Annotated in this window: 18 protein-coding genes; 4 read left to right on the top strand and 14 right to left on the bottom strand. The window is 65.4% G+C overall.

The features are described from left to right. Positions 1-181 precede the first annotated feature (181 nt). The 13 genes from GHR20_RS03765 to GHR20_RS03825 all read right to left on the bottom strand — a co-directional run bounded on the left by GHR20_RS03765 (position 182) and on the right by GHR20_RS03825 (position 17,709). The gene (locus tag GHR20_RS03765) at positions 182-679 is read right to left on the bottom strand and encodes a hypothetical protein (RefSeq protein ID WP_243877915.1); all 498 of its coding nucleotides are present in this window, start codon (positions 677-679) and stop codon (positions 182-184) included. 73 nt (positions 680-752) lie between these two features. After that, complete coding sequence (locus GHR20_RS03770; RefSeq protein WP_243877916.1) at positions 753-962, bottom strand: hypothetical protein; 210 nt, start codon at positions 960-962, stop codon at positions 753-755. Continuing rightward, on the bottom strand, positions 944-1,213 hold the full coding sequence (locus GHR20_RS03775) for a hypothetical protein (protein ID WP_153812209.1): 270 nt from the start codon (positions 1,211-1,213) through the stop codon (positions 944-946). Before GHR20_RS03775 ends, GHR20_RS03770 begins: the two co-directional genes overlap by 19 nt. A 175-nt stretch (positions 1,214-1,388) precedes the next feature. Next, complete coding sequence (locus GHR20_RS03780; RefSeq protein WP_153812210.1) at positions 1,389-3,800, bottom strand: amino acid adenylation domain-containing protein; 2,412 nt, start codon at positions 3,798-3,800, stop codon at positions 1,389-1,391. Beyond that, entirely contained in the window at positions 3,797-6,796 is a 3,000-nt protein-coding gene (locus tag GHR20_RS03785; protein WP_153812211.1) for a type I polyketide synthase, read from the bottom strand. Before GHR20_RS03785 ends, GHR20_RS03780 begins: the two co-directional genes overlap by 4 nt. Then, a complete protein-coding gene (locus GHR20_RS03790) occupies positions 6,793-10,230 on the bottom strand; it encodes a non-ribosomal peptide synthetase (RefSeq protein ID WP_153812212.1) in 3,438 nt (1,145 codons plus the stop codon). Before GHR20_RS03790 ends, GHR20_RS03785 begins: the two co-directional genes overlap by 4 nt. Before the next feature lie 366 nt (positions 10,231-10,596). Next, on the bottom strand, positions 10,597-12,327 hold the full coding sequence (locus GHR20_RS03795) for a condensation domain-containing protein (protein ID WP_153812213.1): 1,731 nt from the start codon (positions 12,325-12,327) through the stop codon (positions 10,597-10,599). Positions 12,328-12,349: 22 nt separating this feature from the next. Beyond that, positions 12,350-13,594, bottom strand: a complete 1,245-nt coding sequence (locus GHR20_RS03800; protein ID WP_153812214.1) for an MFS transporter — start codon at positions 13,592-13,594, stop codon at positions 12,350-12,352. Further along, positions 13,584-14,249, bottom strand: coding sequence for a hypothetical protein (locus GHR20_RS03805; protein WP_194858794.1), 666 nt, complete (start codon positions 14,247-14,249; stop codon positions 13,584-13,586). The genes GHR20_RS03800 and GHR20_RS03805 overlap by 11 nt, the downstream gene beginning before the upstream one ends. Then, positions 14,249-14,926: a hypothetical protein gene (locus GHR20_RS03810; RefSeq protein WP_153812215.1), complete on the bottom strand. Its 678-nt coding sequence runs from the start codon at positions 14,924-14,926 to the stop codon at positions 14,249-14,251. Before GHR20_RS03810 ends, GHR20_RS03805 begins: the two co-directional genes overlap by 1 nt. Positions 14,927-14,939: 13 nt before the next feature. Beyond that, positions 14,940-15,752, bottom strand: a complete 813-nt coding sequence (locus GHR20_RS03815) for a hypothetical protein (RefSeq protein ID WP_153812216.1) — start codon at positions 15,750-15,752, stop codon at positions 14,940-14,942. Continuing rightward, the gene (locus GHR20_RS03820) at positions 15,749-16,600 is read right to left on the bottom strand and encodes an NAD-binding protein (protein ID WP_343335988.1); all 852 of its coding nucleotides are present in this window, start codon (positions 16,598-16,600) and stop codon (positions 15,749-15,751) included. The genes GHR20_RS03815 and GHR20_RS03820 overlap by 4 nt, the downstream gene beginning before the upstream one ends. Next, positions 16,597-17,709: an aminotransferase class I/II-fold pyridoxal phosphate-dependent enzyme gene (locus GHR20_RS03825; RefSeq protein WP_243878285.1), complete on the bottom strand. Its 1,113-nt coding sequence runs from the start codon at positions 17,707-17,709 to the stop codon at positions 16,597-16,599. Before GHR20_RS03825 ends, GHR20_RS03820 begins: the two co-directional genes overlap by 4 nt. A 741-nt stretch (positions 17,710-18,450) precedes the next feature. On the opposite strand from GHR20_RS03825, the gene galE reads away from it, so the two are divergent. The 3 genes from galE (at position 18,451) to GHR20_RS03840 (ending at position 21,293) form a co-directional block, all read left to right on the top strand. Next, on the top strand, positions 18,451-19,455 hold the full coding sequence (galE, locus tag GHR20_RS03830) for a UDP-glucose 4-epimerase GalE (RefSeq protein WP_153812219.1): 1,005 nt from the start codon (positions 18,451-18,453) through the stop codon (positions 19,453-19,455). A gap of 193 nt (positions 19,456-19,648) precedes the next feature. Next, a protein-coding gene (locus GHR20_RS03835) for an IS5 family transposase (protein ID WP_194858796.1) occupies positions 19,649-20,451 on the top strand; the annotation gives its coding sequence in 2 pieces (ribosomal slippage) (positions 19,649-19,988 and positions 19,988-20,451; 804 coding nt in all). 116 nt (positions 20,452-20,567) lie between these two features. After that, positions 20,568-21,293, top strand: a complete 726-nt coding sequence (locus GHR20_RS03840; protein ID WP_153812221.1) for a hypothetical protein — start codon at positions 20,568-20,570, stop codon at positions 21,291-21,293. Between the two features lie 77 nt (positions 21,294-21,370). Here the strand turns inward: GHR20_RS03840 and GHR20_RS03845 are convergent. Then, positions 21,371-22,182, bottom strand: a protein-coding gene (locus tag GHR20_RS03845; protein WP_153812222.1) for an IS5 family transposase whose coding sequence is annotated in 2 segments (ribosomal slippage) — positions 21,371-21,840 and positions 21,840-22,182 — 813 coding nt in all. Because the reading frame shifts where the segments join, the coding sequence is not laid out codon by codon here. 688 nt (positions 22,183-22,870) lie between these two features. Here GHR20_RS03845 and GHR20_RS03850 point away from each other — a divergent pair. After that, on the top strand, positions 22,871-25,033 hold the full coding sequence (locus GHR20_RS03850) for a HEAT repeat domain-containing protein (protein WP_153812223.1): 2,163 nt from the start codon (positions 22,871-22,873) through the stop codon (positions 25,031-25,033). Positions 25,034-25,067 lie beyond the last annotated feature (34 nt).

The raw sequence follows: 25,067 nt of genomic DNA on the forward strand, positions 1-25,067 counted from the left end.
CAGGGCACCGGGCCTGGTGTGATCCGGGAGTGACGGATTCCTGCCGGTGGACATCGTGATCACTTCGGGGAGATCATCCGTCACCTCTGAACCTCGGTATTCGCCAGGACGAGGAGGGCACGCAGGAGTGTGGTCGCGTGTCGGGCGTTCATGCGGACCTTGGCGAGGATGCGCCATGATTTCAGGTTGGCGAAGCCGTGTAGGAGATCCAGATCAGCTTGCCCTTCTCGTCGGTCAGCGCGAGGAACAGCAGGCCGTGGGCCTTGTGTTTCCCGCTGTAGTTCTTACGGCTGTCCGCTCTGGTGCGGCGGCGGGTGCGGACCAAGGTTCCGTCAAGCAGGACGACGACACCGCCCTTCCTGGCGATCTTCTTCAGTGCGCGGTCCAGGCGCGGGGCGCGGGCGGACAGCAGACGCAGGACCTCCATCACCCAGCGGCGCACGGTGGAGGCGGAGACGGCCTTGCCGCCAGCCATGTCGCGAAGTCGCTGGTCATGGCGGAGAACGGCGAGCACGATCACCGCCTGGGTGCCGGCGGGGAGCTTGCGCCAGCGGGTGCCCAGCCGGTCGCGTTCGCGGCATATCAGATCACCGACGAGATCGAGAGTCCGCTTCGACAGCGGGAGCCGGACCCGGTAGACAGCATCGTGAGCGCCCTCGGCGGGCTGGTTCGTTGTCACAGACTGGCCAACTCCCGCCGGGGGCGCCCGCGTTACGGCCCGCACCGGCCCTGTTGCCCACGATCCAGCCAGGTCAGCGTGGCAGGTAGCGGCCCGCTCCGGTCCGCGACAGCCATCCCCGGTCGGCGAGTTTGCGCAGCTGGCCGCGGACGGGCTCGACCTTGCCGGGAGTGAGATCCCGGCCCAGCGACCGGGCCACGTCCTTCGCCATCACCGGACCGTCCGCGTCGGCGACGATCTCCATAATCCGCCGATAGCCCGAGGTCAGGACCTCCAGACCCATCCCGTCAACACGGCCCGGGACCAGCCGCATCCCGGCCGCACCGCTACCGGCTCCGGCTCCGGCTCCGGCTCCACGATGCTCGCCGAATTCCGCCCACCGTCCGTCGCCTCCGCCCACTCCCCGAAGACCACCTCGGCAGCCTCCAACCGAACCAGCCGCGCCTCTACACCGGCCAGCTCCTTGCGCAACAGCCGGGCACGTTCCTCCAGCTCAAGCCGCTGCTGCACCGTCCACGTCAGCACATCCGTCATACAGCGGAAGCTACGCGGCCAACGGCCGACCCCACCCCAGAACGCCAGACCCTGCCCGTGACCGGCGACCACGTGTTAACGATCTCTCCCCTGACCAGCCCGAGTACATCAGCCGCCGCTCACACCAGGCCCGTGACCTGCGAGTTCAAGATGAAATGATCTCAATAGAGTCAACTCAGGCTTGAGTTTGGCGCGAGCCCGCGGAGCGGACTACTCCTGTACGACGCCGACGAGTACCACCGCGGCCGAGGCCGGTGTCCGCCGGAGCGGGTAGAGCCGCCCTGTCGCACTTTCCGTTGGCGGTGATGGGGAAAGTCGTGAGAGAGACGATTGCAGCAGGGATCAGCAACTCCGGCAGCATTGCGGCAAGGTGGCTGCGTACTGCGGCGGTCTCCTCCGGGTTCAGGACGGGCGTCAGGTAGAGCACGAGTTTCGGACTACCGGCCACGTCCTCGCGTACCATCGCGACAGCCGAGCCCACCGAAGGGCGCTCGCAGGCCACAGCCTCGATCTCGCCTGGCTCGATTCTCAGCCCGCGAAGCTTGATCTGATGGTCACGGCGGCCGTGGAACTCCAGGAATCCGTCATTCGACCACCTGACCAGGTCGCCCGTGCGGTAGAGGCGCTCACCCGAGGCGTCGGGATCGTCGACGAAACTCGCCGCAGTTAGTTCCGGCTGACCGATGTATCCACGGGCGAGGCACACCCCGCCAAGGTACAACTCGCCCAGTTCACCAGCTGCAACCGGTTGACCGGCGTCGTCACGAACGGACAGATGTACTCCCCGGATCGGCCGACCGATCGGAACACCGGGCCCGGGCTCGGACGCTCGGCAGTCCCACCAGGTCACGTCGATCGACGCTTCGGTCGGTCCGTAGAGATTGTGCAATTGGGCGTCGTGCGAAGCGGTGAACCGGTTGGCGAGCCCATGGCTCAATGCCTCGCCGCTGGCAATGACGTGTCGCAGTGAGGAGCATGGAGCTGTTGCGGTCTCGGCCAGGAAAGCCTCGAGCATCGTAGGGACGAAGTGGACAATCGTGATGCCTTCGCGACGGATTGTCTCGGCCAGGTATTCCGGGTCCCGGTGCCCGTCTGGCCTGGCCATGACCAATCGGGCTCCCACGGTCAGCGGCCACAGAAATTCCCAGACGGAGACGTCGAAGGTGTAGGGAGTCTTCTGCAGGATCGCGTCGCCGGGGCCGATCGGGAACTGCTCCTGCATCCAGCGCAGCCTGTTGACCAGGCCGCGGTGAGGGACGCCGACTCCCTTGGGCCGGCCAGTGGAGCCCGACGTGTAGATCACATAGGCGAGGTCCAGATCGCCGACCTCACGGCTCTGGGGTGGAGTCCGTTCGACCACGGGTTCAGTCAAAGTATGGGGAGCGCCGTCCAAATCAAGTACCGCTGGGCCGAGGCCCGTCGGCAGGAACGGACGGCAACGGTCGTCGCCCAGGATCACCAGCGGCGCGGCCTCGTTGACCACGTGCTCGATCCTGCTGGCTGGCCAGGCCGGATCCAGGGGCAGGAATGCTCCGTCAGCGAGCAGAATCGCAACGATGGCGACGGCAAGGCTCACTGATCGCTCCGCGCAGACAGCGACGGTCACATCAGATCCGATCCCTCGGTCGCGCAACCGCTGCGCCAAGTCGTCTGCGCGCCGCCGGAGTTCGCGGTAGGTGATCGATTCGGATTCGTCCGAGATAGCCGGTGCGCTGTCCGCCAGGTCGAACCCTTGCCTCAGGAGATCCACCATGCGGGCTCCGTCATCCCGCGCCGGCTCGCCGTACTCCGACGGCCCGGATGCGACCGATGTCGAGTCGATGAGCCGGCTCAGAAGCCGGGCGGTCTGCGGATCGCCGAGCAGGGAGCCCGTCGGCAGCGGCAACTGTTCCGTCTGGACCCGTTCACCCGCCCAGTCCGGGTGGGGGAATCGGAGTCCGTCGTTGCCGACGATCACCGCGTCAGGCCGCAAGTCGGCCGGGATCGGGGTATCAAGAGTCTGTAGGAGAAAGGTGAACCAGGCGCGATAGCGATCGCTGAGCATGCCAAGGCACAGATCGAGGTCGTCGTCGGGAAGCCCATCAGCGCGCAATCTGCTGACCAGAGCCAGGCACAACCAGTCCATGACCGCTTCGATGGACAGCTCGCCGCAGTAATCCTCTCGCGCAGTCGTCTCCAGGCTCGCCCGGATCCCTGCCGCATCGGCTCGGACTAGATCCGGTGTCAACCAGCTCGGCTCCACCAGGATTACTCGCGGCCCGGGAGAACCCGGGACGGTGAGTTCCGCAGCGAGGTGCATGCTCAACGTCGCAGCACTGCAGTATCCGATCAGGGTCTCCGGATACACCCCCTGGCGCCTCAGCTCCTGGGCGCATGCCTGCGCGAGTTCTACGATTCCGACTGTGTCCGTGACGGGAGCGGTTACCGCGTCGATTCTGTAGAGGCCTCGTTCGGCGGTGATCGCGGCCGCTACGTCGGCCAGCGTGGTCTTGGAGGTGAACTCGTTGAAGTCCACGACCACCACGGGCTGCACCGCGCTGTCACGCAAAGCCGCAATCCGTGCCAGCGGCTTTCCTTCGGAACTCATGGGGCGATTGTGTCCTCTCCGGCATGGCCGTTGGCGGGTGTGAAGGATTCCGTCGAACGCTCCCGGACAAGTGCCACCTGCGCAGCAAGGACCGGGTGTTCGAGTACTGTGTCGAGATTCAGGGTCACACCGAACTCGCGCCGGATCAGTGACAGGAGACGTACTGCGAGCAGGGAGTCACCGCCCAGGCCGAAGAAGTCGGCGTCATCCGAGATCGGCTGATCGCCGAGCAACTGCTTCCAGATGGCCTGGAGCCTCGACTCAACCGTGGCCGGTTCCTGTCCCTCTCTCATGGGCTCCTGCTGTTGAGCGACAGGCTCGGTCGCCGATTTCGACGCAGGCAAGGGCTCGGCTCGGGCAGGTGCGGACCGCTCCACCCAATGCCGACGACGTTGGAACGGGTACGGCGGCAGGACTATTCGGCGTCCCTGCCCACCGCTGAAGGCCGTCCAGTCGACCTCAGTGCCGGCGGTCCACAGCGCGCCGACTGCTGCCAGGAGCGCTGTATAAGGGTCCGTGCCCTCAGTGCCTGGCATCATCGGCTGACACGGCAGTGCTGCGTCCCGCTCATGTGACCTGGCGAAGCTGGTTAGGGTCCGCCCGGGGCCGACTTCCACGAGCATGGGATCGGCCATGTCAAGCACTCGGGCCAGCCCGGCGGAAAACCCCACTGGTTCGCGCAGATGCCTGGTCCAGTACTCCGCCGAATACGCTCTCACCGGTTCTCCGGTGAGGTTCGACATCACCCTCAGCCGTGGACGCCGGTAGCGCACGGCAGACGCGTGATCCCGGAACTCGTCGAGTACCGAGTCCATCAGCACGCTGTGAAACCCGTGGGAGACACGCAACGGCCGAACGAAGATGCCGCGCTTAGCGGCTGTCTCGGCGAATTGCTCCACGGCCTCGCATGGTCCCGAGACCACGACCGCCTCGGGAGCGTTGCAGGCCGCGATGGAAACGCCTTCGGGAAGCAGTGGTTCGACCTTGTCCCCCGCAGCGTGAACAGCGAGCATGGCCCCGGGCGGGGCACCGTCCATGAGGCGGCCACGCACCGCGACGAGATCCAGAGCATCCGGCAATGAGAGCGCTTGCGCCACGCAGGCGGCGGTGTACTCACCGAGGCTATGGCCGATGAGCACTGTGGGCCTCATGCCCCAGTCGAGGAGCTGGCTGGCGAGCGCGTACTCGGTGACAAATAGTGCTGGCTGGGCCAACCGGGTTCTGCGCAGGATCGTTTCGAGGCTGGCGTCGTCGGTCGTGTCCAGCAGCAGGGTGCGCAGATCGATGCCGAGCTGTCCGGCGAGGTGCTCGCTGCACTCGTCGACAACCGCCCGGAACCGTGGCAACTCATCGTAGAGCCCTGATGCCATGCCGAGTCGTTGTGCCCCTTGGCCGGGGAACATGAACCCGAGTGTGCCTGCGCGGTATGCGCGGCGCGGCAAGGCCGATCGCAGCTGATCACGCAGGGCGTGGGGATCGCCGCCGACCACTGCGGTGCGCCAGTTGTTGGTGGCTCTGCCGACTTGGAGTGTGTACGCGATGTCCGGAACATCTGCCGCGACTGCTGTGTCCAGGCTCTGCGCGAGCAAGTCCGCAGATGCCCTGGCAGCTTGCGGATCGCGGGCGGATAGCACCATCAGGGACTGCCTGGAGCGCTGTGCCTGAGGCACCGGCTGTGCCGGTGCCTGCTCCACGATCACATGAGCGTTCGTACCGCCGATGCCGAAGGCGCTGACGCCGGCCCGCCGCGGCCCGCCCTCAGCCAGCCAGGTGCGGGTCCCGGTGTTCACGAAGAACGGTGTGGATGCCCAGTCGATTTCCGGATTCGGTTCCGGGCAGTTAACCGCTGGCGGAATCGTTCCTTCGCGAACGGCGAGAACTGCCTTGATCAGCCCGGTCACACCGGCTGCCGCGTCGAGGTGCCCCAGGTTCGCCTTGAGGCTGCCAATCGCGCAGAAGCCGGTCTTGTCCGTGTAGTCCCGATAGGCTTCCGTCAGGCCGGAAATCTCGATGCCGTCACCGATCTCGGTGCCCGTGCCATGCGCTTCGACATAGCCGATCGTATCGGCGGCAACTCCCGCGGAGCGCAGGGCCGCGCCGATCACCTCAGCTTGACCTTCGGCGCTCGGAGCCGTGTATCCGGCCTTGCGTCCGCCGTCGTTGTTGATGGCTGATCCGCGGATCAGAGCATGCACGGTGTCACCGTCGGCGTACGCGTCCCTGGCCCGCTTGAGAACCACCAATGCGGCTCCGTGACCCACCACCGTGCCGCGTGCATCACGATCGAAGGGGCGGCAGTGACCGTCGGGTGAAAGGATCCCGTTGCGGGAGTATACGTATCCGGAATGCTGAGGGAACTGGACTGAGGCGCCGCCCGCAAGGGCGATGTCACACTCACCCATCAGCAGGCTCTGCCTCGCGAGATGCACCGCGACCAGTGAGGTGGAACACGCAGTTTGGACAGCCACCGCAGGACCGCGCAGGCCGAGCTTGTATGCGATCCGGGTAGCTGCATGGTCCTTCTCGTTACCCAGCATGAGTTGAAGGAGGTCCGTGTCCTTCGGTCCATGCGGATCGGCCAGCAGATGATGCAGGAGATAGCTGTTCATGCCCGTGCCGGCGAACACGCCGCCCCGGCCCTGGAATCCGCCGTATCCGGCAGCGTCCAATGCCTGCCACGCGCATTCGAGGAGCAGTCGCTGTTGCGGATCCGTCAGCTGCGCCTCTCGCGCCGAGTATCCGAACAACGCGGCGTCGAAGAGGTCGACATCGCTGAGAACTCCGCGCACCGGTACGTAGTCAGGGCTTTCGTAGTCCTCCGCTGGCACCCCTGCGGCAATGAGCTGTTCGGTGCTGAATCGGGTGAGGGACTCCTCGCCAGCCAGAAGATTGGACCACATCTGGTCGATGCAGTCGGAACCAGGGAACCGTCCGGCGAGGCCTATGACGGCGACAGCCGCATCGACGTCCGAACCCATGATGGTCGCGCTATTCATGCGACACCCACCTTTGCGTGCATGAAGGCGGCCAGCTGCCTGACGGTTGCGTACCTGAACATGTCGGCGAGCTTGACCTCATAGCCGGGGTAGGCGGCAATCAGGTGTTTGCGGACCTGGGGAATCTGCAAGGAGTCCCCGCCTACATCGAAGAACCGATCGTCGTAGCCGAAATCGGTTGTTCCCAGGACTTCTTCCCAGATCTCCGCGACTCGGTCTTCGATCGCTTCGATTTCCTCGATCTCGTCGGACGTATCGGCTTCGGCAGGGTCGGGAGCAGACGCGGCGTGCTGGGATGCGGAGAGCGCCCAAACAGTCAACGTCGCCGCGTCCACCTTGCCGTTCGATGTGACTGGAAGGCGTTCGGTGACGGCCCAGAGGGAGGGCACTGCGTAGTCTGGCAGCTGCTCGGACGCCAGTGCTCGCAACCGCAGCGGGTCGACAGCACTTCGGTCGGCGACGACCCCCGCCACGATCCGTGTCTCACCTCCGTCAGTGGTTGTGGTCACCGCAACTGCGTCCGAAACATCGGGTAGTTTCCGCAGAACCGCGGCTACTTCTTCCAGTTCCACGCGGAATCCCCGGACTTTGACCTGGCGATCCCGGCGGCCCAGAATCCGCAGGTTGGTCTCCCCGTCCCAGCGCACGAGATCGCCAGTGCGGTAGTAACGACGTTGGTCCTGTCCCACTACGAAGCGGCGCTCGGTTTCTGCGGGATCGTTCAGATAGTCGAGGGCCAGGCCGTCGCCTGACGCATACAGCTCGCCGACCACGCCTTGTGGAACCGGTAGACCGGCTTCGTTTGCCACGAGCACGTCCGTTCCGGCGATCGGCCGGCCGATGGGTACCGCGTCGCCGACTGCGGCGGCATCGTCCAGGTGATGCACTGTGGTGAAGGTCGTGTTCTCCGTTGGTCCGTAACCATTGGTGATTCGCAGCCCGGGGCAGCGTTGCAACACGCGGCGTACCTGGGCTGCGGGCACAACGTCTCCGCCGGTCAGCAAATGATCGACTGCGCTGAAGGCCTCCGGTTCGTGATCCGCCACCAGCCGAAACAGCCCGGCGGTCAACCAGAGCCCCGTCACCGCGTGATCGTGCAGGAAGCGAGCCAATGCCGCGGTCGTCGGCTGCTGGTTCGGGTGGACCACGATGGATCCACCCGCGGCCAGCGGCGAGAAGAGTTCCAGCGTCGAGGCGTCGAAGGACAGCGGGGCGAGTCTGAGAAAACGCCCGAGTGCCTTGGGTCGCACTACATCCGGGTCAAGGATCAGTCGGAGCACGGCGCGGTGGGGGATACGTACTGCCTTCGGCAGGCCGGTCGAACCGGAGGTGAAGGCGATGTAGGCGACCCGTTCCGGGTCGGGTGCGGCGCATGAAGGTATGGCAGCGGTCGGGCCCGAGGCCGCCCACGGGTCAAGGGGGTCGACGGAGGCAGCCACGAGCCCTGCGGAGGCGAGTTCGGCCGCACGCTCAGGGTGAGCCAACACAGCTGCGGGCTGGGCCAGTTCAGCGACGCGCTGTACGACCGTGGCCGGTGCCGTCGGCTCCATGCCGATGTATGCGGCTCCAAGCCGGATTGCAGCCAGCACCGCGACGATTTCCTCGGCCGACCGTGGAACAGCGATGACGACGCAGTCGCCCGTTCGGACACCGGCTTCGTACAACGCAGCGGACTGGGCTTCTACGGCACGCAGAAGGGCAGTGTAAGACAGCGGCGTACGGCCGGGTAGCGTCACCGCCGGCGCATCCGGGTTCCGCTCCGCCACCTGCTCGATAAGCTGCCACAGGCCCGTAGTCGTATGCGGGGTCTCATTGGCTCCACTCACCGCGACCGGTATGGACGTCACCGCGGAAGACGGCAGGAGGCCACTTTGCTGCGCTGTAACGGTCCTGATCTGACGCTCCGGGTTCTCAGTCGCCTGTCGCAACACCGTGAGGAAGTCTGCGATCAGTAGTGCCGCTTCGCCAGGAGAAATGACGGAGGACGCATACTCCACGCACAGGCGCGGCTTTTCGCCCCATCGCTGTACGTAGAGCAGGGCATCGAGTGTCGCGCCACCGCAGTGCCCCTCGTACAGCCGGACTTCCAGACCCGGGACATCGAGCCGCTCGGGCACCATCTCGTCATGCGCGGCGAAGCCCATCTGGACCAACGGGTTGCGCCGGACATCCGTTTGAACGCCGACCCCGGTGGCGAGCCGCTTCAACGGCACGTCCCGGGCGCCGATCGCGGCCCGGACGTCGCGGCTGACGTTCTCGATGTATGCGCGAACGGTCGCTGTGTCGTCAATCTCGCATTTCACCGGGATCATTGATGTACCCAGTCCGACCGTTGACTGCTGCGCCGACGTCGATCGACCGACCCAGGACAGACCGACCAGCAGTCGGGCATGACCAGCCCGACGCGCAATGGCCAGCGACCACGCCGCGAGCAACACAACGTTGCGAGTGACGCCACATACCTGCGCCACCTCGTTGCATCGGTCACGGATGTCAGCGGCGAGGTGAACGGGGATACGCGCCCCTCGTCCGTCGAAGACATCAGGCCGGCCCAAGTCACCGGGCAGCTCGAGCACGGTCGGCATGTCGGACAGCTCGCCGGCCCGGCGGACCGCGATGTGTTCGGTGCCCAGGTCAGGCTCCGGCCAATCCGAGAATGCGGACGCCGCCGCCTCGGGCCCGGTCCCCTGGTAGTACGAGAACAGTTCTCGCCACAGCAGCCCAATGCTCCAGCCGTCGGCCACCACATGGTGAATCAGCAGACTCAGCACACGGCGGCCGCTGCCGCTCTTGGTCAGGCTGAAGACAACAGGCGGACACTCGAACGGCGCCAACAGGGAGGGTGAAGCCGCGCCGAGCACGGCGTGGACGGTGTCCACACCGGCTTCTCCCTCGGCAAGCTCCAATTCGTTGACATGCAGTCGTGCCCGCCACTGCCGGATGACGCGGGCACGTAGCCCCTCAGGCCCGCGGAAATACACGGTGCGCAACGCCTCGTGCCGGTCCGTGAGCGCCTGCACGGCATTGAGCAGTGCGTCTTCGTCCAGTTTGCCGTACAGATCAACGCTGAAGAGCAGGCGCCAGGGATGGCCAGCGCCCAGGTCCTCGCTCATCAGCATCGCACTCTCGCCCACGGTGACGGCTCGGTCGGCACGTGGTGTCGGCGTCCGGTTCCGGACCTGGTCTGGGACCGGACGTGCCGCTGACAAGACCTGGGCCAGTGAGTCATCGCTCAGCAGGGCCGGCAACTCAATCTCCAGGCCCAGCCGTTCGGCCCGCGCAACGAGATCGACTGCACTGAGCGAGGTGCCGCCCAAGGCGACGAATGAGCAGTTCTGTGCAGCGGATCGTGTGTCATCCGGATCCCGCCCCAAGATCCGCGCCGCGGCAGTCAACAATGGTGTCAGCGCAGGGGCTTGCGCGTAAGTGCTCATCGATTCTTCCGATCCTGCATAGACTCACCCAGTAGTAGGCGTGAAGACTTTCGGGAAATCCGGCGGACATAGGTCCTGAGGCGCGACGGACCCGCCGCTGCACGACGGGGACGCCCTGGGACGCCCGCGCGCGAGGCGGCCGACGCTCGCGGCCGCCACCCATCGGATGTCTGGGCCCGGCTCTCACTCTCCATGCCGGGACGGGCAATCCAGCGCGTCGAATCCCCGAACTGGATAGGTCGGGGAAACCTGCAAGCTCACCTGGCTGTGAAGCGGCGTCGCTGCCAACTTGCCAGGGGCCGCGGCCCGGTGCCGCCTGTGGCACCACGGACTGCCGCCGGGATCATGTGAATACTGAGGCGCAGCTCAGGCGAAACCGTGACGCTCGCGCAGGGTCCGCAGACCTTCCAAGGTCACGCCGCCCTCCACCAGGAGTTCGACGGACGTCGCGAGTGACGCCGAGAAGGCCTCGGCCAACGGGGCCGACCAGGCCTCAACTTCGTACTGCAGCAGCACCGACGTCGACTGCGGCCCGACGACGATGCCGATGGACACTCCGGGGCGCAGCGCCGGCATGAGTTCGGCGTCGGCCTCAGCAACCTGCACATCGGTCAGTTGGAGAGCCGGTTGGCCGGAGACCTCCTGGACGTCCAGGTAAAGCCACGGGCGCCAGAGCTGGACGGTGTCGCGGCCTGGCTGTAGGTGGTCGACCAGGAGGGGCAGCGGAAGGGCGTGAGAGATACCGCCCAGCACCGTCGCCCGTGCAGCGCGCAGCACCTCGGACATCGCGAGTTCCGAGTTGATCCGGAACCGGAAGATCGACAGGGTGGAGAACCAGGCCACCTCGCGCTCCCAGCCCTCGGGCCGGACGGAAGTGGGGCCGACGACTCCCACGACGCTGCTGCCGTTGTTCGCCAGCACGCTCAGCGCGAGGGCACTGAGGAAGCCGCTGTACAGGCCGCAACCGTTCTCCGCACACCACTGTCGCAGCCGCTGGACGAGTTCGGCGCTGATCGTCGTGACAGCCTGCGCGGCGCCGGTCGGGCGGCTCGTGGGCTCGTGCATGCCCGCCAGCCGAACCTCCGGAAGCGCCTCCAACGGGTCGAGATTGCTGCGCCAGTAGTCGAGATTGGCAGCCAACCGCTCATGGTTCAGACGGTGCTCGATCTCGCCCCAGGCCCGGCCGCGCGCATCAGGCCACCCCAGGTCGGGTTCCGCGCCGGTCTGCCGAGCGGTGTACGCGGTCGACAGGTCGCTGAGCAGGAGCTTGAAGGATTCGCCGTCGGCGACCAGATGCTCGGTGGTGACGACCAGTCGCGCGGTGGTCTCGCCACGCTGGAACAGGGTCACCCGCAGTTTGACGTCCCGGGCCAGGTCAAAGAGCCGGGTCGCCTCCGCCTCGGTGAGCCCGTCGAGTTCCTGCGGGCTGTGGCTGTAGGCGGGGACGATGCTAAACAGGTCGTCCAGGTACAGCTCGGCTGGGTCGACGAAGCTCGCGTGATGTCGCTCCTCGTCTGACAGGAACAGCGTGCGCAGGGACGCGTGCCGGTGCACCAGATCGAGACAGGCCAGTCGAAGGGCCGTGGTGTCGACCGGCCCCGACAGGTCAAACACCGCGGAGATGTTGTGCGGGATGCGGTCGCCGGAGGAGACGTCCCGCACGCGACGTCGCTTCTGGCTGTACGTCAGGGGAATGGCCTGCCCGGGCAGGCCCAGCACGGTGGCCTGCACAGCCGGGACCTTCGTGCGGTGCTCATCGGTCGCGGCCAGCTGCTCCATGGCCGGCTCCTGCGCGGACGGGGCCTGCGCCTGGCCGGATGGCGTGGCGGCTCGGCTGCGCAGTCGCGCGATGAGGTCCTTGAGCACGGGTGCCTCGAAGACGTCGTTCAAGGACACCTCGATGCCGTCCAGGCGCTTGAGGACCAGTGCGGTGAAGCGGGCAGCCAGAAGCGAGTTGCCGCCGAGCGCGAAGAAGTTGTCGGTGGGCGTGGTTGCGGTGCCCAGGAGTTCCTCAGCCCCGAGCAGCACGGTCGCTTCGACCTCTGCGGCACCCAAAGCGCTCGCCATGGTGGTGTCAGTGCTGGTGGTATTCGTCATCGTCGTCTCTCTTCAGTCCTGGTCAGTCAGGCCACACGGCGTCACGCAGACTGCGCTGGGCCGTGACCAGCGACAGCGGTATCGCCAGGAGGGCGCAGACGACCAGGATCGAGGTCTGTGGGGAGAAGTGGTCCAGCAGCTTGCCCGCGATCAGGCTGCCGAGCGGTGCGCCGACGGTGAACGCCATGAATGTCCCGGCGATCACGCGCCCGCGGACCTCGTCGGGCGCCTGACGAAACACCAGGATGTCAACCATCACCAGCAGCGCAGGCCCGCCGGCGGCGAACGTGAACATCAGGGCGAAGATCCAGATCGGGCCGAGCGGTACGGTGAGCGCGGCCATCAAGGGCAGACAGAGCCAGCACACGGCGAGCAGAAGCTTGCCGGGCTGCATCCAACGGTGCAGTCGGCCGGTGACCGTGGCACCGGCGATCCCGCCAAGGGCCTCACCGGCGAGCGCGAAGCCCGTGGCTGCGCTGGAGAAGTGCTGCTGCTTCAGCATGACCACCACGATCAGCACCACGGCGGCGCCAGCGAGATTGACCATCGCCGCGGCGGCGGTGATCCATCGCAGCGCACGGTTGCGCCACAGGATGCGCAGTCCTTCCAACGCGCCGCCCTTGGTCCTGCCCTTCGCGTCGCCGTTGGGACGTCCGTCGAATGGCACCAGGCAGGCGGTACAGAGCGAAACCAGGAAGCCGCCCATGGAGGCCAGGAACGGGGCGATGCGCGCGACGGCGAACAGGGACCCGGCCACCATGGGGCCGAGCATCCCGGCGGCGTTGACTCGTACCTCATCCTGACTGAGGGCTTGGGTCAGTTGGGAACGCGGCACGATCGTGCGCAGGATCAGGGCGCGGGCCGGACCGCCCAGCGCCTGGGCACAACCGATGGCGACTGCGGTGGCGAGCAGTTGCACCCAGGTAAGAACATTCAGCCACAGGGCCGCGGCGACGCCCGCAAGCGCGACAAGCCGAACGAGTTCGGCGGCGATCAGTAGCCCGCGCCGGTTCATGCGGTCGGCCAACGCCCCTGCCGGAATGCCAAGGACAATCTGGGTACCGGCCTGGATCGCGCCGAACAGCGCTGCCCGGCTTGCTGAGCCGGACGTGGAGAGGATCAGCAAGGGGAAGGCCAGGTTGGTGATTCCGATTCCGGTTCCGCCGGCCGTCGCCCCGATCCAGTAGGTCTGGAACCTCAGGTTGCGGCGCAGGGGCAGTTCGGGGGTCTCCTGGGGGGCCGACTCTGCGGTGAGGTCAGTGACCATGGGAGATTTCCTCGATGTGGGAGGCCAGCGCGGTCATGTGCGGGTGAGCGATTGGGGCGATCCGCTCTGGGGCTGCGCGGGGCGGCGGCTCGTATAGGCACCAGACCATCGTCGGCCGGAAGACGTCGTGGACCATCAGGTTCGAGGCCCGGGTGACGACGTCCAACGAGCCGACGCACGCGTCGACCGTCCCCCGGCTCGCACACTCCACTGCAATGGGTTTGGCGTTGACGTACACGACTTCGGCCTGAGGCGTGTATTTGCGCGCGAAAACGGCCGTGGCGGGGTGGATCGCTATCCTGCGGACGGCATCCAGTGTCTCTGCGCGCTGCGGGTTGGTGGCGATGCACATGGCCTTCGTGTTCTGCTCCCAGACCGCCGCGAGAGTCATGCGGCCGTAGGCCCGGAAATGCAGGTCAACCCAGCTGTCGGTGATGTCGCTCGCGCTGCGTTCGATGAAGCCCGCGGCGACGAGCGCGTAGGTCTGGTGCTGTTCCCCGTAGGCGACGGCTTCGGCGAACGAGTCAGTCAGCACGATGTCGTCAAACAGACGGCTGGCCTCGGCGTGTGCGTCCGTGCCGACCGGCCCGAGGGTCGCGACCCGCGCTCTCGCGAGCTCGAGGCGGTCGGTGGTGGTCTCGGACAGAAGACGCATCACGACAGGTCCCCCGTCTCTTGGGCCAAAGCCGGGAGGACGTCCCGGATCGTGAAGGTGTCCTCGATCATATAGAGCTGACGGGCCGCCACCTTGCGACCGGAGACTGCCTGTACGGCACGCTCGGCGGCCAGAGATCGGACCTGCCGACGGCAGTACGCGTCGATGTCGAGCGTCATGAAGCCGTGCGAACGAGCTGGCCCGACGGAGTAGTCGGTCCACAGCAGCATCGGGTAGTCCTGCTCCGCCGGCAGCTGCGGGGTGGTCGAGGGATCCTCGGCCTCGGCCCGGAAGTCCAGGTCATGGTCGGCGAACGCCAGGGTGAGTGGATCGGCGTCCAGCCGCTTGGGAGTGAGGAGCTTGTTGAAGCCCATGAGGTAGCCCCGCACGAGCGAGTATTCGTGGTCGACGTAGGTCACGACGGGGAACAGGAAATCCCGTCCGCCAAGGCTCACCGGGACCTTGAACAGTGTCTCAACGAAACTGATGGAGTGTTCGGCCGACACCGTGGAGGTGACGATCGAGGTTGTCACCAGGAAGCGGCGTACGGACAGTTGCTCGAGCAGGAGCTCCGGCAGACCGGGCTGGGCCAGATGTCGGAAGTCGACTGGGCTCGGCTCGTCGAAGACGGCAGTCGTCGCCGTACAGAGGAAGTCGTTGGGAAGGTTGATGGGCACAGTGCTTACTCCGTTAGCAGCGCGAGGTCGGGCGAGCCGCCATGGACGACTCTTCGAACGGCAGCCCCTGGTTCTCCAGGAAGGCCCGTTCGCGGACGGCGAGGAAAACCGTTTCACCTGCGTCACCGGCGGCGTGCCGCTGCAGGAACTCCCTTGATGAGGGGAGCAGGTCGATGTCGTGCCGGCCCGCCAGGGCGGTGAGGATGCTGACGCAGTCGCCGCGGAGGGTCGCGGCTTCGGCTGGGTCGAGAGGAACTCGCGGATCCGACGGTACGGCCGGCAGTTCGCCGGACACGTCACGCGAGACGGCGTCGTCGCCCAGCAACTCGCTGATCAGCACGCGCAGTGACGCGAGGGCCTTGCCGAGATTCTCCTCCGGCTTGGTCCAACCAGCCTTAGCCAGGTAGTACGTTACGGGCTGCACCAGCCAGGGGAGCGCGTCCTGCGCGATCGGAGCCGTCAACCGGTCCAGTTCGTCCTGCAGACGAAGGGGGTCGCACAGGAACGGCCGAGGGGACATGCTGGTCACGTAGGCCGCGTTGCGGACCCGGAGGAAGTTGTCGGCGAGCGTGATTGCCGCAGTGCAGGTGAGTTCGAACTCGTCCGCGAGGGTTCTGAGTACCGGGCCGATCCGGTCCCGGGCGATCCCGACGTCGGAGACGCTCCGGATGACGGGGATCAGATCCAGGTCAGAGAGCACGCGGCCGCCTTGGGCTCGGTAGTCACCGCGCGCCATGGACCCCGACAGTGCGACCGAAACGTCGGTCACCCCAGCGAGTTCGGCATCGAGCCGGCTCCTGAGCCGCTGCATCTCGGTGATCCTCATGCGCTCGCCCCGCCCGCAACCGCGGTGTAGTCGGCATCTCCGCCGAAGGTAGCTACCGCCGTACGGAAGGACTGGTGAACGAGGTCGAGCAGAGCATGCGGCGTGCCCACCATGTCGCGGGCGTAGCCGAGGTCCTTGACCATGTGCCGGACCGCGAAGTCGGGATCGTCGAAGTCCGCAGCGACCACGCGGCTCAGCTTGCTGGCGCAGACCAGAGCCATCCAGCCGTCGCTGCTGAGAATCTCCTGGGCGACATCGAAGTCCTTGCCCAGGCGGTCTTGCAGGGTCGGCACATATGCCGCAACTGAGTGCAGCAGCGAGGCACCCCAAGCGTTGTAAACAAGCTTGAAGCACGTCGGGTTGCCCGGCAGGTGAAAGTCGTAACGCTTACTGACGAAGCAGTCCAGGACACGTCGGACCCGGGGATCAGGGGCGCTCTCGTAGACGAACGCCGAGAGCGTGCCGCTCGTCGCCCCGGGGCGGCTGCCGGTGACCGGGGACTCAACACTGATGCCCCCCGCTGCAGAGACGGCCCCGTGCCAGTCACGGGCCCAACCCAGGCTGAGCGTGGACATCTCGATGCAGCCGGCGCCCCGCTCGGCCACGGCCTGCCCAACCCGCCGGTCCAGCCAGAACTCACGGCTGCGCTCGTCGGTCTCAAAGCATCCAATGATGACGTCGGGGGGCGTTGACACCATGGCGTCCAGCGTGGTGAGTTCCACTCCTTCACACGGTGGCTCCGACAGGTGCCGGCTCAGCAGGGCGACTGATATGTCATCCTGGCGAGCCAAATGCGGGATAACCCCGCGTGTCATTACCCCATAACCTGACACAACCACACGTATCACGCGTTCCCCCTTGTACTCCTGATCGTTGGCCCTGTGGCGGACGACAGCTGCCGCTGCTCCGTCGCCACTGCCTCTGCCATGGCGTCAAGCGCCCGCTCCAGCCGTGCCTCCGGAAGGGCGAAGTTCAGCCGGACGTATCCCGGTGAGCCGAACTCCTCACCATCGCAGAGCGCCACCCCGGCGTGCTCGTGGAAGAGCCGGGCCGGATCGGCGACCCCGAGGCGGGTGCAGTCCAGCCAGGCGAGATATGTGGACTCCGCTGGACGGCAGGAAATGCCCGGCATCTCGCTGTTCACTCGCCGCACGACCGACTCGCTGTTGCGCCGAAGACGCTCCAGAGTCGCCGACAGCCATTCCTGCGACTCCGGCTCCTCGTAGGCGGCCCGCAGAGCCGCGACGCCCAGCCGGGACACCGACCGGACGTAGTGGCTGGCCACGCCTTGCCACGTCTCGGCGTCGTGCGCGGCAGAGAAGAGGAGTTGGGCGCACTTGAGCCCTGAGATGTTCCAGGTCTTGGAGGCGGACGTGGCGGTGATCGTGTGCCCTGCGGTCCGCGCGTCCAGAGCGGCATACGGCAGATGGGGCCGGCCGGAGAGGTTCAGCGGCGCGTGCACCTCATCGCTGAAGACCCGCGCCTGGTGGGCTTGGACCACATCTGCCAGGGCGGCCAGCTCCGCCCGGCGGTAGGACCGGCCGGTTGGATTGTGCGGATTGCAGAGCACGACCAGGCGTGCACCGGCGTGCAGGGCTCGTTCGATGCCACCGATGTCCATGGCCGGGCCGAACGGTCCCTCGCACATGGGCACCCGGATCACCGGGTGACCGAACAGCTCCGGGACCGTCAGGAACGGGCCGTAGGCCGGAGTTGGGACCACCACGGGACTGCCCGCAGGAACGAAGTGTCGCAGCACTGCCGCGAAACCGCTGACGACATCGCTGACTAAGCCGACGGACGTCGGCTCGACGTCCCAGCCATACGAGCGCAGCAGCCATGCGGAGACCGAATTGCGGCCTTGAGCAATACTGATGGGGTCGTTGTAGCCGAGCGTACTCTCATTAGCTTCGCAGAGAATAGCCTCATGAATGGGGGCGGCTATATCATAGGCCATTTCAGCCACCCATGCCCCGATTTTGCCGGGATATTTTGCGCTTAAGAGAGACCTCGTGCGGGTCATGCCCCTCCAGTTCCAGGCTCCCGCCACCAAGGGCGAAGAGATTTCTTACCTGAGAGGGGGCCAACAAGTGACAGTTCACCCGTGTCTACGTACAGCCCCCGTGTTACGTTCCCGCAACGAACGAAGATCATACTGACTCGTAGGGGGCTTTGTAAAACGCATATTTATTGACATGTTCTATTGCCGTTTGTCCGATATTTTCCTGCTTGTCATCTACGGCCCTCGCGTTTACTTCGGGAGTCACGGCCACCCTTATCCCAACCTTTACGCCGACCATTCCTTCTAGATGTCATGCCTGTGATATTCCACGCGAAGCGGGCGAACGCCGCGCACCTGACGTCGGCTTGACGGGCTGTCACGGCCTTACTCGTGCTACTTTCAGCGGAAGCGTAAACGCGTCGCGCGATCGCCTGCCGTAAACTCCGCGAGTCCTCTTATGCGGCAAGGGAATCGTCAGCCGGCCACATTCGGACGTCAGGGTGAACCCAACAATCACTTTGCCTTGCAGGAGGAATGTCGCGCTGCGGCCGGCCTCTCCCTCAGAGGCGGCCGCCCGCGTTCCCGCTCCCTCGGCGGCCTGCGGCCCCCTTCGAACCTGCCAGGCTTAAGATCGCTAGGATTGCCTGCACGCCGTCCGTCCAGTTCCTGGGTGCACAGAAAGGTCACTACTAGGCTATGAAGGTCCTGATCTCCGGCGGTGCCGGGTATATCGGAAGCACCGTCGCCTCGGCCTGTCTCGACGCCGGTATCACCCCGGTGATCCTTGACAGTCTGGTCACCGGTCGCCGCGAGTTCACTGCGGGGCGTACCTTCTACGAAGGCGACATCGCCGACAGTGAACTGGTGGACCGGATCTTCGTCGAGCACCCGGAAATCGAGGCGGTCGTGCACTGCGCCGCCCTGATCGTGGTGCCGGACTCTGTGGGTGACCCGATCGGCTACTACGAGGCCAACGTGGCCAAGAGCCTGATCTTCGTCCGCAGCCTGATCCGCAACGGCTGCGAGAAGATGATCTTCTCGTCATCCGGATCGATCTACCTGCCTGGCGAGGACTTCAGCGTGGACGAGGAGTCCAGCCTCGCCCCGCAGAGCCCGTACGCCCGCACCAAGGCCGTATGTGAAGGCATGTTCGCCGACATCGCCGCCACTCAGCCGATCCGCATCCTGTCGCTGCGCTACTTCAACCCGATCGGCTCCGACCCCGAGCTGCGGACCGGCCTTCAGCTGCGTCGTCCCAGCCACGCCCTGGGCAAGCTGATCGAAGCACACGCCGAGGGAGTCGCCTTCTCCGTCACGGGGACCGACTGGCCCACCCGTGATGGCTCCGGCATCCGGGACTACATCCACGTGTGGGACCTCGCCACCGCCCACATCGCCGCGCTGCGCAAGTTCGACGAGGGACTGGCAGGCGCCCGCTCGTCGGTCATCAACCTCGGCACCGGCACCGGCACCACCGTCTTCGAGCTGGCCGCCGCCTTCAACAGCGTGGTCGAGCCGCCCGTGCAAATCGTCGAGACCGACCCGCGCCCGGGCGACGTGGCCGGTGCGTACACGCGCAGCGACCGTGCCCAGCTGTTTCTCGGCTGGAAGCCCCAATACTCCATCGCCCAGGGCATTCGCGACTCCCTGAGCTGGGCTGATATCCGCGACGAGCGGCTCTGTACGACCGCCGAATCCTGAACATTCGGGCGGCGGACCTGGACGGGTCCGCCGCCCGAGTCCGCAGAGTAGAAGGGGAGCCTGGTGCGCTGGGCCCGCCATCTGACGGTGAGTCGACCGCACCCCGCTGCTGGCCATCGCCTTACTGATCATTTCAGAATGATTTTGGTTCAGGAGCTTGGCAGTTGGCCTGGTGGGCGGCAGAGTTCTGCAGGTGTCGGATGATCTCGTGCCTGATGATCTGTGGGCTCGTGTCGCCCCGCTGCTCCCTCCTCGCCCGCCGCGGCGCCGGCGGTATCCCGGTCGGCTGCCCGCGGATGACCGTGTGGCTCTGCGCGGGATCGTCTACGTGCTGCGAACGGGTGTGACCTGGGCGGATGTGCCGACCGAGACGATCGGCTGCAGCGGCGTGACGTGCTGGCGGCGCCTGCGGGACTGGACCGAGGTCGGCGTCTGGCCCCGCCTGCACAAGATCCTCCTCGCGGAACTCCGCGCGACGGGCCTGCTGGACATGGACGACGCCGCGATCGACGGCTCGCACGTCCGGGCCCTCAAAGGGGGGCTCACACCGGACCTTCGCCGGTCGACCGCGGCCGCCGGGGCAGCAAGCACCACCTGATCACCGACCGGCACGGGACACCCCTCGCAGTGTCGGTGACCAGCGGAAACCGTCACGACGTCACCCAGCTCATGCCCCTTCTGGACGCGATACCCCGCATCCACGGCCTGGTGGGTCGGCCCCGTCACCGACCACGGCGGCTGTTCGCCGACCGCGGCTACGACAAGTACCGTCGCCTGCTCCGCGCTCGCGGCATCACGCCGAAGATCGCACGCAAGGGCACCGCCCACGGATCCGGCCTGGGCAAGACCAGGTGGGTCGTCGAGCGAACCTTCGCCTGGCTCCACCAGTTCAAACGCCTGCGGACTCGCTACGAGATACGAGCGGACCTCCACCTCGGACTGCTCCAACTCGCCTGCAGCATCATCTGCTTGAGACGACTCCGAACCTCATTCTGAAATGATCAGTAACTGATCGTTTCAGAATGAGTTGAGCCGTGAGGCACGGACGTGGGGGGGATGCCGCAGGCGGTCGGGGTTTGCCTGCGGATGCTGATGTTGGGGAGGGTGCCTCGGTGACCTCCTTTGTGCAGCGATACATCAGTGGTGACCATGACGGAGTCTGGGCGGACCTGCGCCGTCTTGGCTCCGTTCCAGACGCGCTCGACGAGGACTGCCGAGCTGTGGCGTTCGCGACGATGCAGCGGGTGGCACGCCATGTGGACCGTCTCGCGGAGCAACTGACCGACCTCGGACTCGTGCCTGTCATGCCCGTCCGAGAACCGGTCACGGCCGAGGATCTGCGAGACCTCGATCTTCTTCGGGCGGAGATCGGCTCAGTGCCCCTGGCTCTCGATGCCTGCTTCCGTCAGGTCGGCGGCGCGTGGTTCGCTGGGGACTGTCCGGCGCTGAGCGAGTGCTATTCCGCAGGAAGCCAGTACAGCGCCGCCCCTATCCTTCCTGACCCGCTGGTTCTTCCTACGGTGCAGCACCTGCAGGAGAGCTGGGGCGACTACCAGGACGCCGTTGAGGATGACCCCGAGGTTGGCGAGGACGGGTTCTTCTTCGACTTCGCGCCGGACGAGTTGCACAAGGCCAACATCAGCGGTGCCACCCACGAGATCGAAATGGCCCAGTACGTGGCCGACCCAGTGATCCACGGCGTGGCTGGCCGATCCGGCATCACCCTGGTCGAGTACCTGCGGGTGTCGATCGCCTGGGGCGGCATGCCCGGCTGGTCGTTCAAGCCAGACCAAGCGCCAGCCGCCCTGGCGGCTCTACGCGTTCACCCCGACTTCTGACCAGCGTGGTCCGGATGGCACCAGCTACAGGCCCATCCGGAACCTCACGAACCCCTCGCCTGGAGGTCGCTGTTACTTCAGCACGTCGTTCGGAGTCGCCGGAGGCAGATGATGCTGCAGGCCAGTTCCAGTAGGTCCTGGTGGAGGTCGGCACGACGTTCGTAGCGGACGCGGAGCCGTTTGAACTGGTGCAGCCATGCGAATGTGCGCTCGACCACCCAGCGGGTCTTGCCCAGCCCGGAGCCGTGGGCGACGCCCCGTCGGGCGATCACCGGCTTGATGCCGCGCGCCCACAACACCCGTCGGTACTTGTCGAAGTCGTAGCCTCTGTCGGCATACAAGCGCCGGGGCTTGCGGCGAGGCTGTCCTCGCAGGCCACGGATCGGAGGAACAGCGTCGAGCAGCGGGGCGAGCTGGGTGACGTCGTGTCGGTTCCCGCCGGTGAGCGTAACTGCCAGCGGGGTTCCATGTCGGTCGACAATCAGATGATGCTTGGAGCCGGGACGGGCACGGTCGACCGGTGACGGCCCGACAAGGTCCCCCCTTTCAAGGCCCGGACGTGCGAGCCGTCCACGGCACAGTCGTCGTCCAGGTCCAGCAGCTCAGTCCGGCGCAACTCGGTCAGCAGAGCCGCGTGCAGACGCGGCCACACGCCGGCCTCCGTCCAGTCCCGCAGTCGACGCCAAGCAGCCACCCCGGAGCAGCCCACAGCCTCCGCCGGAACATCACGCCAGGCGACACCGGTCCGCAGCACGTACATCACCCCCGCGAGGGCCGCCCGGTCGGGAACACGCAGTCGGCCCGGGTAGCGGTGACGCCGCGAGGGAGCAGGCGGCAGCAACGGCGACACGCGCTCCCAGAGGTCGTCAGGAACAAGATCAGAACGCACGCGGACACCCTGCCCAGCAAGATCATGAAGCGCAAGGTCTGTGGGCCGACTCATTCTGAAACGATCAATTAGGTCGTGCAGCGTGTCGGAGGTGTGTCGCGCGATGCTCGATCGGCGAGCGCCAGTAGGCAGAGGCCGTTGGTATACCCCCCGAAGCCAGGGGCTCGCGCCGCTTGGTGCTGGCGGAGCGCGCCGGCCTCGGGCTCGTGTACGAGGCTGGGACGTCCTCTGCCCGCCGGTCAACAGTCCTGGTCGTCCTTGGTGGCAATCGACACGTGGTGCTTACGTCGCAACCGGACGCTCCAAGCCACCACAGCGGTGACAAGAGCCACCAAGAGCCCACCGACGAACTCCGGCGCAGACGCAAGCAGTAGCTCGTGAATGCTGGTGATCTGGCCGGAACATGTGTCGCTGAGCGATTGTGTAACGGCGTCTACGTACATGTGGATCGTGTTCCTCCTCAGCCTAGTTGCGGCAAACCTCGGTTCCGATCGGCCGCTGGACGAGACAATGAGGCCGGGGGCTCCGTGTCCCCAACCAGCTCAGGGGCGATCAGGGGCAAGCTGATGTAGGCCACGGCACTTCAGGCGTCTGAACGGGGACGGAGAACCGCGTCCCGGACGCGTCCCTGGGACACTCCTGGGGCACTCCTGGGACATGTAGGAACGCAGCATGGGAGGAAGATGGCGTGAGAGAGGCAAGGGGGGGACTTGAACCTGATGACACACTTGGAAAGTTCCTGCAATCGCAGGCCAGTATCGCTGGTCTGAGTGCACGTGACATCGCGGAGCGATTTCAAGAGTTGGCCAACCAGGAGAAGTCGCGTATCGAAGCTGGGGTGGATATGCCAGCCGATCCGATGAGCAGAATGAGTTTTTCTAAGTCACACCTTGATCGACTCTATAAGGGTTCCGCGTCCCTGCCCTCCAAGCGTTTCTTGAGGATTTTCCTTGGCATAACAAGTCATGCCGCTGGCATCCGCCCCGAGCATCACCGTGAACTATGTGAACGAGCGGAAGACCTGCTGATTTCAACGCATCGGAACCGCCATAGTCGCCGTGAGACAGGTTCGATAACGACGTCGCAGGCGCCTGCCGATTCAGTTGTTGCCACCTTGCAGTTGCAGCTTGAACTGGAACGAGCTCAGCGGACCGAAGACAGACTCCGCTGGGCACTCAGCGATACGCAAGTGCTGATGGGAACCCTGCTGCAGATTGTTAATGCGCTGCGAGACATCATCACCGATGTGGACGCGCAAATCCTTCGAGGGCTGCGTAGCCCCGAAGAGAAAGCTGGCCAGGATCTAGCGAAGCGGCAACGCAGGCAAGCGCAGTCGTACAAGGTGACTGCGGAAGCGCAATTTGACCGAGTGAATCATCGGCGACGCCTGTTGGAGACCCTGTGGGATCAAGCACACGAAAATCTGCAGCGCTTGGCTTTACATGCTGAGGTAACAGATATCCCCGAGCTTCCTGACGACCTAGCCCTTCCGTCTCATCTGACACTGCCGGAAGAATTCCATGCTTCGCCTGCGCTCGCGGATATTGCCACTGCTCTAGGTAAAGTTCAGGAACATAGCGACGCGGAAGAGCAGGCCATACTTGATCTGCAGCGAGCGATTACGGTGCATGAACCTCTAAAGCTGGATGATGAGCTGGCTATTCTAGTGGCAGCCACACGGCTCACAGATGACGGAACCCGTGGAACGGCGCTCCGCACACTCCTCAAACATTGGCCCAAACATCCCGAAACCTGCGACACACTCGTCCGACTGGCCCGTGACGAGCAGCCGAATATCCGCCTCACCGCAGTATGGAGTTTGGCAGTTAGCTGGGCTGGCCATGACGCAGCGCGCGACGCTCTCGTGGCACTGGCCCGCGACAGCAGTGCGAATGTCCGAGAGACTGCGGTGCAGGGACTGGCGGAAGGTTGGGCCGGTGATGCTGTAGCCCGCGATGCTCTCGTCGCGCAAACTCGTGACAGCGGTGCGAATATCCGGGAGATTGCGGTACTAGGGTTGGCTGAGGGGTGGGCAGGCGACGCCGTAGCGCGTGATGCTCTACTCGTGCTGGTCCGGGACGACGACGTGTATGTTCGGATGACCGTTGCGGAAAGCCTGGTTGATGGTTGGCTGAACGATGGAGTTGTTCGCACCGCCCTCGGTTCACTGAGCCATGACGCTTCACCAAGTGTCCGCTGGGCAGCGCAGCAGGGAATCGTGGCAAATCATGTTCCTAGCGGTGGCATCCCGCAGAAGACGGGCCAGGACGGCAACCTCCTCCTCGCGGTGCGACTTCCTCCCGACTATAGCGAGCCTGAGTCTATTCCCCTATTTGACAGACTGCGCCGAGGTATTTCATTCGACACGGGCGTCACTGTTCTACTGGGTAACAATGGCACGGGGAAGACGGTCCTGCTGAACGCCCTGGCACTTTTGGCACCCCAGGTAATTTCAGACGCCCCGCTACGCGGTCCTAATAATCTAAGTCGACAGTTGACGGAAGACCTTGAGGCGGTCTGGAGTGAACGACGGACTCCAGAAGGCGTGTATCACCTCAGTAGCTTTCACTTCGAACAGCAGAGGATTAATAGCCGAGCCTCTGGTGCAGAGAATTGGGTGGAGCAATGGTTCTCGGTGATAAATGAGAAGAAAGGGCCGAACCGCCTGTTCCTTCTTGACGAACCTACAGGGAGCCTCCATCGCGAGGCGAGCCAACTTATGTTTGAGCAGCTGAACGAGCTCGTCATCCAAGGCTGTCAGGTAATCGTTGCATCTGTCCATAACATGTGGGTTGAGATGCCCGCCGCACGGGTTATCCGAATCGATAAACGCAGCAAGTTCCGTCACTAATACTCCAGCCGTAGATCGTGATCTTGCTGGTCGG

Origin of the sequence: Streptomyces sp. SUK 48 (assembly GCF_009650765.1) — a bacterium.
Lineage (GTDB): Bacteria > Actinomycetota > Actinomycetes > Streptomycetales > Streptomycetaceae > Streptomyces.

Excerpts from the sequence above, each read along its gene's own strand:
- GHR20_RS03770 (WP_243877916.1), bottom strand. The coding sequence starts at position 962 with ATGGGTCTGGAGGTCCTGACCTCGGGCTATCGGCGGATTATGGAGATC.
- GHR20_RS03775 (WP_153812209.1), bottom strand. The coding sequence starts at position 1,213 with ATGACGGATGTGCTGACGTGGACGGTGCAGCAGCGGCTTGAGCTGGAG.
- GHR20_RS03780 (WP_153812210.1), bottom strand. The coding sequence starts at position 3,800 with ATGAGTTCCGAAGGAAAGCCGCTGGCACGGATTGCGGCTTTGCGTGAC.
- GHR20_RS03785 (WP_153812211.1), bottom strand. The coding sequence starts at position 6,796 with ATGAATAGCGCGACCATCATGGGTTCGGACGTCGATGCGGCTGTCGCC.
- GHR20_RS03790 (WP_153812212.1), bottom strand. The coding sequence starts at position 10,230 with ATGAGCACTTACGCGCAAGCCCCTGCGCTGACACCATTGTTGACTGCC.
- GHR20_RS03795 (WP_153812213.1), bottom strand. The coding sequence starts at position 12,327 with ATGACGAATACCACCAGCACTGACACCACCATGGCGAGCGCTTTGGGT.
- GHR20_RS03800 (WP_153812214.1), bottom strand. The coding sequence starts at position 13,594 with ATGGTCACTGACCTCACCGCAGAGTCGGCCCCCCAGGAGACCCCCGAA.
- GHR20_RS03805 (WP_194858794.1), bottom strand. The coding sequence starts at position 14,249 with ATGCGTCTTCTGTCCGAGACCACCACCGACCGCCTCGAGCTCGCGAGA.
- GHR20_RS03815 (WP_153812216.1), bottom strand. The coding sequence starts at position 15,752 with ATGAGGATCACCGAGATGCAGCGGCTCAGGAGCCGGCTCGATGCCGAA.
- GHR20_RS03825 (WP_243878285.1), bottom strand. The coding sequence starts at position 17,709 with ATGGCCTATGATATAGCCGCCCCCATTCATGAGGCTATTCTCTGCGAA.
- galE (WP_153812219.1), top strand. The coding sequence starts at position 18,451 with ATGAAGGTCCTGATCTCCGGCGGTGCCGGGTATATCGGAAGCACCGTC.